Origin of the sequence: Streptomyces anatolicus, assembly GCF_019400875.1 — a bacterium.
Lineage (GTDB): Bacteria > Actinomycetota > Actinomycetes > Streptomycetales > Streptomycetaceae > Streptomyces > Streptomyces anatolicus.
On record NZ_WMBF01000317.1, the window covers coordinates 1 to 7,318 of the forward strand.

Annotated in this window: 5 protein-coding genes; all 5 read left to right on the top strand. The window is 73.7% G+C overall.

What is annotated here, in order from left to right; genetic code table 11:
- Window positions 1–2,703, top strand: a 2,703-nt coding sequence (locus GKQ77_RS23425) for a hypothetical protein (RefSeq protein ID WP_219690900.1), incomplete at its 5' end; no start/stop codon positions are given.
- Window positions 2,700–3,059, top strand: a complete 360-nt coding sequence (locus GKQ77_RS23430) for a hypothetical protein (protein WP_219690901.1) — start codon at window positions 2,700–2,702, stop codon at window positions 3,057–3,059. The genes GKQ77_RS23425 and GKQ77_RS23430, both read left to right, overlap by 4 nt.
- Complete coding sequence (locus GKQ77_RS23435) at window positions 3,052–3,483, top strand: nucleotide exchange factor GrpE (protein ID WP_219690902.1); 432 nt, start codon at window positions 3,052–3,054, stop codon at window positions 3,481–3,483. The genes GKQ77_RS23430 and GKQ77_RS23435 overlap by 8 nt, the downstream gene beginning before the upstream one ends.
- On the top strand, window positions 3,480–5,621 hold the full coding sequence (locus GKQ77_RS23440; RefSeq protein WP_219690903.1) for an Hsp70 family protein: 2,142 nt from the start codon (window positions 3,480–3,482) through the stop codon (window positions 5,619–5,621). The genes GKQ77_RS23435 and GKQ77_RS23440 overlap by 4 nt, the downstream gene beginning before the upstream one ends.
- Window positions 5,618–7,318 (top strand): Hsp70 family protein (locus GKQ77_RS23445; RefSeq protein WP_219690904.1); only part of this gene is annotated, 1,701 nt, incomplete at its 3' end. The genes GKQ77_RS23440 and GKQ77_RS23445, both read left to right, overlap by 4 nt.

Genomic DNA, 7,318 nt, shown 5'->3' on the forward strand with positions numbered 1-7,318 from the left:
CCCCTGGACGAACCCGCCCACCTGCACCTCTACGCCCTCGCCCGCACCCACGAACTGGACGGACGGTGGCAGGACGCGCTCGACGTCTACGACGCGCTGGACGGCCACTGGGCCGACGTCACCGCGCGACGGCGCTACGCGCGCGCCCGGATCGCCGAGGAGGGCGCCGAGGGGAGCGCCGCATGGCGGCAGGTCGTCGAGGCGTACGAGGAGCTGGAGCGGGAGGAGGCGCAAGGCGTCGACGCCGCCGCGCACGGGCGGTACGCGCGCGTGCGGCTCGCCGAGGCCGAGGGGGACTGGGCCCGCGCCGCCGCCGAGGCCGACGCGCTGGGGGCGCACCGGGACGCCCCCGCCGTCGCCGCCTACGCGCGCGGACGCCTCGCCGACGCGCACCAGGAGTGGCAGCGGGCCGCCGACGCCTTCCGGCAGTGCCCGGGGCACCGCGACGCCGACGCCCATCTGGCGTACGCGGAAGGGCGGTCGCTGGAGGCGGCGGGCAGGTGGAGCGCGGCCGTCGAGGCGTACGGGCGGGCCCGGGGCGTCCTGGACCGGGCCGACGTGCGCTGCCGCAGGATGCGGCGGCTCGTCGGGCTGCTCCCCTGGGCGGACGGGCTGACCAGCACTCCCCTGGTCGCCGACCCCTTCGCCGTACAGGACAGGGCCTTTCCGTATCTCGCGCTCCGGGACGCGGGCGTGGACCCCGGCGCCTCCATGGACGTGGTGAAGAACGCGTCGTACACGCTGCTCGAGCGCGGCTCCCTGTCGTGGCACGAGCGTGTCGCGCTGGAGCGGCTGCGCCTGCCCGCCCGGCGGCTCCAGCTGGACGCCCTGCTCTACCGCTGGCACTCCCCCGAAGCCCTGCGCGACGCGCTCGCCGGGCTCTCGCCGGACGAGGGGCCCGGCCTCCTGGACACCCTGTGCGAGCGCTTCCCGCGGGACGCGCCCCTGCTCCTGCTCCTCGCGCGGGACCGCGAGGCCGCCGCCGCCGAGTGGGAGCGGCGCCTCAGGGAGGCGCCCGGCGACATGGCCGTGGTGCACGGCCTCGCCGCGGCGCGGCTGTGGCAGGCCCAGGAGCTGGAGCAGAGCGGCGCCTGGGAGCACGCGGTGAGCGCCTGGGAGGCGGCGCTCGCGTACTGGGCGACGCTGCTGAGCGACGACGAGTACTGGGACGGCTGGCGTGCCGAGCGCGCCGTCTGCTACGAACGCGACCTCACCCACGACGACATGGCGTCGCTGCGCTGGGAGCTGAGCCAGCACCTCTTCGGCCAGCTGTCGGCCTACGAGCAGCGGCACACCGAGCAGGACCGCCCCCAACAGGCCGCCGCTTACCAGGCGTTGGCGGGCCTCCTGGAGTCCGAGCTGGGCGGCGCCCGGGTCCTGAAGGACGTCGGCGGGCTGCCGTCGGTGCCGGGCGCGGGCGCCACGCTGGCCTGCGGTCCGCGCTATCTGCGGCTGCTGCGGCTCCAGGCGCCGCTCGGCGATCTGGTGGCGAGCCTGGACGCGGCGGCCCAGCGGGGCGATGACCCCGGTGAGTACGCGGTGCGGGAGCTGCGCTGGGCGTTCTCGGAGCTGGCGCGGAGCTTCGCCCTGTGCGAGGTGCGCAAGTTCGGGCACGCCCTGCGCGCCCTGCCGGTCCTGCGCACGCTGAGCACCCTGCCGGACGACTGCGCGGGGCCCGCCTCGGAGGCCGGGCACACCGAGGGGTGCGACCACTGCCAGGACTTCCTGCGCCGCAACCCCGCCTACGTACGGCTGCCGCGCCGGCACGCCCGCCTCCTCCAGGACGGCGTCGAACTGGCCGTGCACACCCGGCTCGCGCTCGCCAGGGCCGCCCTGACGCGCGGCGACGGCGGACTCGACGAGGCCCTTGAGCACTGGCGGGAGCTGGTGCGGGTCTCCCGCGACGCGGGGATGCAGGCCCGCACCAAGAAGGCCGTGATCCGCACGGTCCTCGGCCGCGTCGAGGCCCTCACCGACGAGGAGGGCGCCCAGCTCGGACCCTGCCTGGACGAGGCCGTCAGGCTCGTCGAGTCGGCCACCGCCGCCCTGCACCCCCTCGACCGCGACCTGCTCGGCCAACTCAACGGCAAACTTTCGGCGTTGCTCTCCCTGCGCGGCGTGTGGCGCGGCTACACCCGCACCAAGCACGGGATGCGCTGCGACGTGTACGGCGCCGAGGCCGACCTGCGCCGCGCCCTCGCCCTCAACCCGGAGTCGAGCCACGCCCGCGACAACCTCGCGCGGGCCCTGGTCTTCACCCTCGACGAGCGGACGTACGAGGTGCCGGCCCGCCTGGAACTCCTCCACGAGGCCCTGGACCTCCTGGACGTGGGCCTCGGACAGGCCCTGACGCACCGCTACCGCGAGACGCTGGGCGAAGCCCTCGACGAGATGGAGAAGCTGCTCACCCGGCACCTCGGCGTCGGCGGCATGGGTGATCTGATCCGCAGCGACGGCCAGGAGACCCCGCCCGACGTCGACGATCTGCCGTCCTGGGCGGCGGAGTTGACCGACAAGGCGGAGCGGGCCCTGCTCGGCGGGGAGATCCTGTGGGCGCTGCACCATCTGATCCGCGCCACCCGCGCGGATCCCACCAACAGCCGGATCCGGCGGGCGCTCCTCGACGCGGTGCGCCGCTGGCTCACCGAACTGAGCCCCGCGGACGGGGACCCCGACGACGAAGCAGGAGGCAGTGTCGCGTGATCAAGGACCCCGACGCGAGCTGGGAGGGCCCCTTCCCCTACGACGCGCTCGCCCCGGCCGGCGTGACCCCGTGGACGACCCACGCCGAGATGCGGGACGTCTCCTTCGAACTGCTCGCCCGGCATCTGATGACGCCGGTCACCCAGCAGGCATGGGACGAGCTGCGCGGCGTACGCCGCAGAATGCTCGTCGACCTGCTCCTGTACGACGTGGACCTCGACGCCGAACTGCCCCTGGCAGTAGCCGAGATCGACCGAAGCCTGGCCGCCGAGGCGGCATCTCAGGAACAGCCCGAGCGCCCGCTCCCGGAGGCCACCGCGCGCCTCCTGGACGATCTGATCCGCTTCGATGTCTGACCCGACGGCCCGGCTCGCCTATGAGCACGCCCGCGATCTGGCCGTCCGCGACGCGGCCCATCAGGCGCTCACCGAACGGCTGCTGCTGCGCTGCGCCGACGTCCTGGACTCCTTCGACCGGCTCCTGGCGGACGGCGCGGCGAGCGATGTGGAGGCGTACCGAAGGAGTCTCGCGCTGATCGCCGGGCAGTTGGAGGCGGCGCTGGCCGGGGAAGGCCTTGAGCCTCTTGGGCGGGTCGGCGAGCGGGCCGAACCGGCGACGCACCAGGTGACCGAGGTGCGCGCCGCGCCGCCCGGCAGGGCCGAGGACGAGGTCCTTGAGATTCTGCAGCGCGGGTATCGATACCGGGGGCAAGTGCTGCGCGCCGCCCGGGTTGTTGTCGCCGCGGACGGCGGTACGGAGCAAGGGACGGAGCGGGAATGAAGGCCATCGGCATCGACCTCGGCACCACCAACAGCGCGGTCGCCGCCCACGATCCGCACCGCGCGGACATCGCGGTGCTCACCAACAGCAAGGGCGAGCGGCTGACCCCGTCGGTCGTCGGCGTCAAGAGCCGCGACGGCAAGGACCAGCCGCTGGTCGGCGAGGACGCGCTGAACTGGGCGGTCAGGCAGCCCAAGGAGACCATCGTCTCCGTGAAGCGCCTGATGGGCCGGGACTTCGCCGACGCGTCGGTGGCGCAGGCCCGCGACCGGATGAGCTACGAGATCGTCGCGGGGCCCGACGAGGACCCGCGGGCGCACGTAGTGCTCGGCGGCCGGGCCCGCACGCCCGCCGAGATCTCCAGCGTGATCCTGGACAAGCTGGTGCGGGACGCCTCGCGCACCCTCGGCGAGCCGGTGACGCACGCCGTGATCACCGTGCCCGCCTACTTCCGTGACGCGCAGCGCGCCGCCACGCGCGAGGCCGCCGAGAAGGCGGGCCTGGTGGTGAAGAAGATCGTGGACGAGCCGACGGCGGCGGCGGTCGCCTTCGGCCTGCACAAGCCCGGCGGGGCGCGCAGCCGGGTCCTCGTCTACGACCTCGGCGGCGGCACGTTCGACATCTCCGTACTGAACGCGGTCAAGGACCAGGAGGGCAGGAGCCAGTTCCAGGTGCTGCGTGCGGCGGGCGACATCTGGCTGGGCGGCGACGACTTCGACCTCGCGATCGTGGAGCGCATCATCACGTGGATGCGCGAGGAGCACCACGTGGACCCCTCCGGCGACAAGGCGTTCCTCTTCCACGCGAAGAAGGCCGCCGAGCGCGCCAAGCGGGAGCTGAACGACATGGAGGACACGTACATCGTCATTCCCGCCGCGTACAAGGGCGAGAACGGCGTGCTCGACGTCGAGATGCAGCTGACGCGCGGCGAGTTCAACGCGATGATCGCGCCGCTGGTGGGCCGCACGATGTCGCTGGTCCAGGAGACGCTTGCGCGCTACGAACTCTCCACGGACGACATCTCGGATGTGCTTCTGGTGGGCGGCGGCACGCTCACCCGGCCCGTGTACGAGGCGGTCGAGGGGTTCTTCGGCGCGGACAAGGTTCGCAGGAACATCAACCCGATGGAGTGCGTCGCCTTCGGCGCGGGCGTCCTCGCCGAGACGCTGCACGGCGTGGAGTGCTCGGACCCGCAGTGCGCGAAAGTCAACGAGTACGGGGCGAGCACCTGCGCGGCCTGCGGCCGGAGCCTGGCCGACGGGCGCTCCAAGGGCGACACGGGTCTGTACGAGTCGACGCCGATGGCGATGGGCATCGCCGCGATCAAGGGCAGCCAGCGTGACGTGTTCGTCGAGATCATCGAGGCGGGCTCGCCGTACCCGCTCTCCGAGCCGCGCCAGCGCACCTTCCACGCGACGGACAGCCGCCGCATCCGGGTGCCGGTCTACGAGGGCGACAGCAAGGTGGCGAGCGAGAACCACGAGCAGGGCGTGGTGGAGTTCGAACTGCCGCAGGAGATCGAGATCAACCGCCAGGTCGACGTCTCCTTCAACTACTCGGCCGACCGCATCATCACCGTGAAGATCAGCGTGCGCGGCACGGACATGGTCCTGGAGGCCACCCCGAACCGGGAGAAGCCGCGCACCCCGCCCCCGGAGCCGGTGGACGAGCTGGACAGCGCGGTCCTGCGCGAGCAGCTCGCCTTCGCCGAGCGGGAGGCCGACCACTTCCTGAAGCGGTACGGGCCCTACATCGAGCCGGTGCAGGCGATGAAGGTGCGCCGCGACATCGAACAGGCGCAGCGGGCCGTCACGATGGGTGACAGCGGCGAGTACAAGCGCCTGACCGAACTGCTGATCGACGACATGTACCGCCAGTGCGGTCTTGCGAGCCAGTTCCGGCAGGCGGAGCTGGCCTCGGAGGGCGCGCCTCCGGAGACGGTCCGGCAGATCAACGAAGCGGTCGAGCACGTCAAGCAGGCCCACCGGCAGGGCAACGCCATCCAGACCGCCCAGCAGGCGCGCAACCTCGTGAACCTGGTGGCGGTCGCCCAGTCCGAGCGTGCGGTGCCGGCCCTTCCCGACCGGCCGGACTACGAGGGCATCCTGCGGTTCGCCGAAGAGACGGCCGGCGGATGACGGAGCCGCGCCGGGACGGCCGCCCCGCGCCGGGGACGGCCCCCGTCAGCCTCGGCATCGACTTCGGCGCCACGGGGCTGCGGGCGCTCTTCGCGCTGCCGGGCAGCCCGGGGCGGCGTCTGGAGGCGGGCGCGGACGACAGGCCGTCGCTCCTGTGCGAGCCCGCCGAGACGGGCGAGCTGCCGGTCACCTTCCCGAGCCTGAAGTCCCGCCTGGGCAGCGGGCGTCCGGTCTGGGTCGGGGGCGAGTCCGTGGCGGCGGACCAGGTCGTGGTGGGGCTGCTGAGGTCCGTGCGGGAGCGGGTGGAGGCGGCGGCGCCCGGGCGGGTGGCGCAGACCGTGATCAGCGTGCCCGCGCGGTTCGGCTCGGCGCAGCGGGCGGCGCTGCGGGACGCGGCACGCGAGGCGGGGCTCGATCCGGTGCGGCTCGTCAGCGACTCCATGGCCGCGGTGATCGGCCACATGACGGAGCGGGACAGCGGCACATGCCTGGTCTACGGCATGGGGTACGACGGGTTCGAGCTGGGCCTTGTCCGCAGTGTGCGCGGCCACTTCCGCTCGCTGGGCTACGAGGGCGGCGCCACCTCGGGGGGACGCGCGTTCGACGCGGGGCTGCTGTCGTCAGCGGTGCGGCTGCTGCGCACGCACCGCGGCGCGTCCTCGGTCACCGGGATGGCATCGGGCGTGTGGCAGGGCCTTCGCGCGCGCGGCCAGGAGGCACGGGAGGCACTTGGGGCGCCGGGCGGTCCGGAGGCGGCGGTGCTCGCCTTGGATCCCGCCGCGGGGCTCCCGCTGTGGGTGCGGATCACGCGGCCGGACCTCGACGCGTACCTGGAGCGGCATGTGCGGCGCACCCTCGACCGGGCGCGGGCGCTGCTCGACCAGGCGGGGATGGGGTCGTCGGACGTGGACACGCTGCTGCTCGTGGGCGGCAACACCCGTATGGAGCAGGTGCGTTCGCGGGTCACCGGGCTCGGGGAGCGGAGCGTGCAGGCGCCGCCGGAGCTGCTGGCGCTCGGCGCGTTGAAGCACGCGGTGCGCCTCGCGGGCGGCGCGGCGTCCTCCGGCCCCTCGGCCCTGGAGGAGGGCCCGCTGGAACCGGCCGCGCCCACCCAGGACACCCTCTCGGACGGACCGCCGCTGACGGCGACGCTGGTGGGGGCGGAAGCGGCTCCGGGTGCTGTACGGGATGCGGGCGGCCTTCGCGACGCGGGTGGCGTACGGGATCCAAGTGGCGTACAGGATCCAAGTGGCGTACGGGACTCAGGTGCCGTACGAGATCCGGGTGCTGTACGCGATTCAGGTGCCGTACGAGATCTGGGTGCCGTACGAGATTCAGGTGCCGCACGAGACACCGATGCCGCCCACGTTCCGGGCGCCGCACAAGACGCCGCCCCCCTCGTGGCCCGGCGGGCGGAATTGGCCGCACCCGCCGCCGTACGCTTCCCCCGCGAGGCCGCCGACCCGCGCGGCGCACCCGATGAGGGTGCGCACCACGGCGCCCGCGATGTGGCACAGGCGCGGCTGCTCGTCCGCCAGGGACGCCCGGCGGAGGCCACCGCCCTGCTGCGCGACATCATCGCCGAGGCGCAGGAGCTCCTTGCCGACCTGGACCGCCCCTCCCCCGGGCCGGCCCCGACGCCGACCGCACCAGAGCCACCGTCCCCGCGCCCACAACCACAGCCGTCCGCCCCGGAG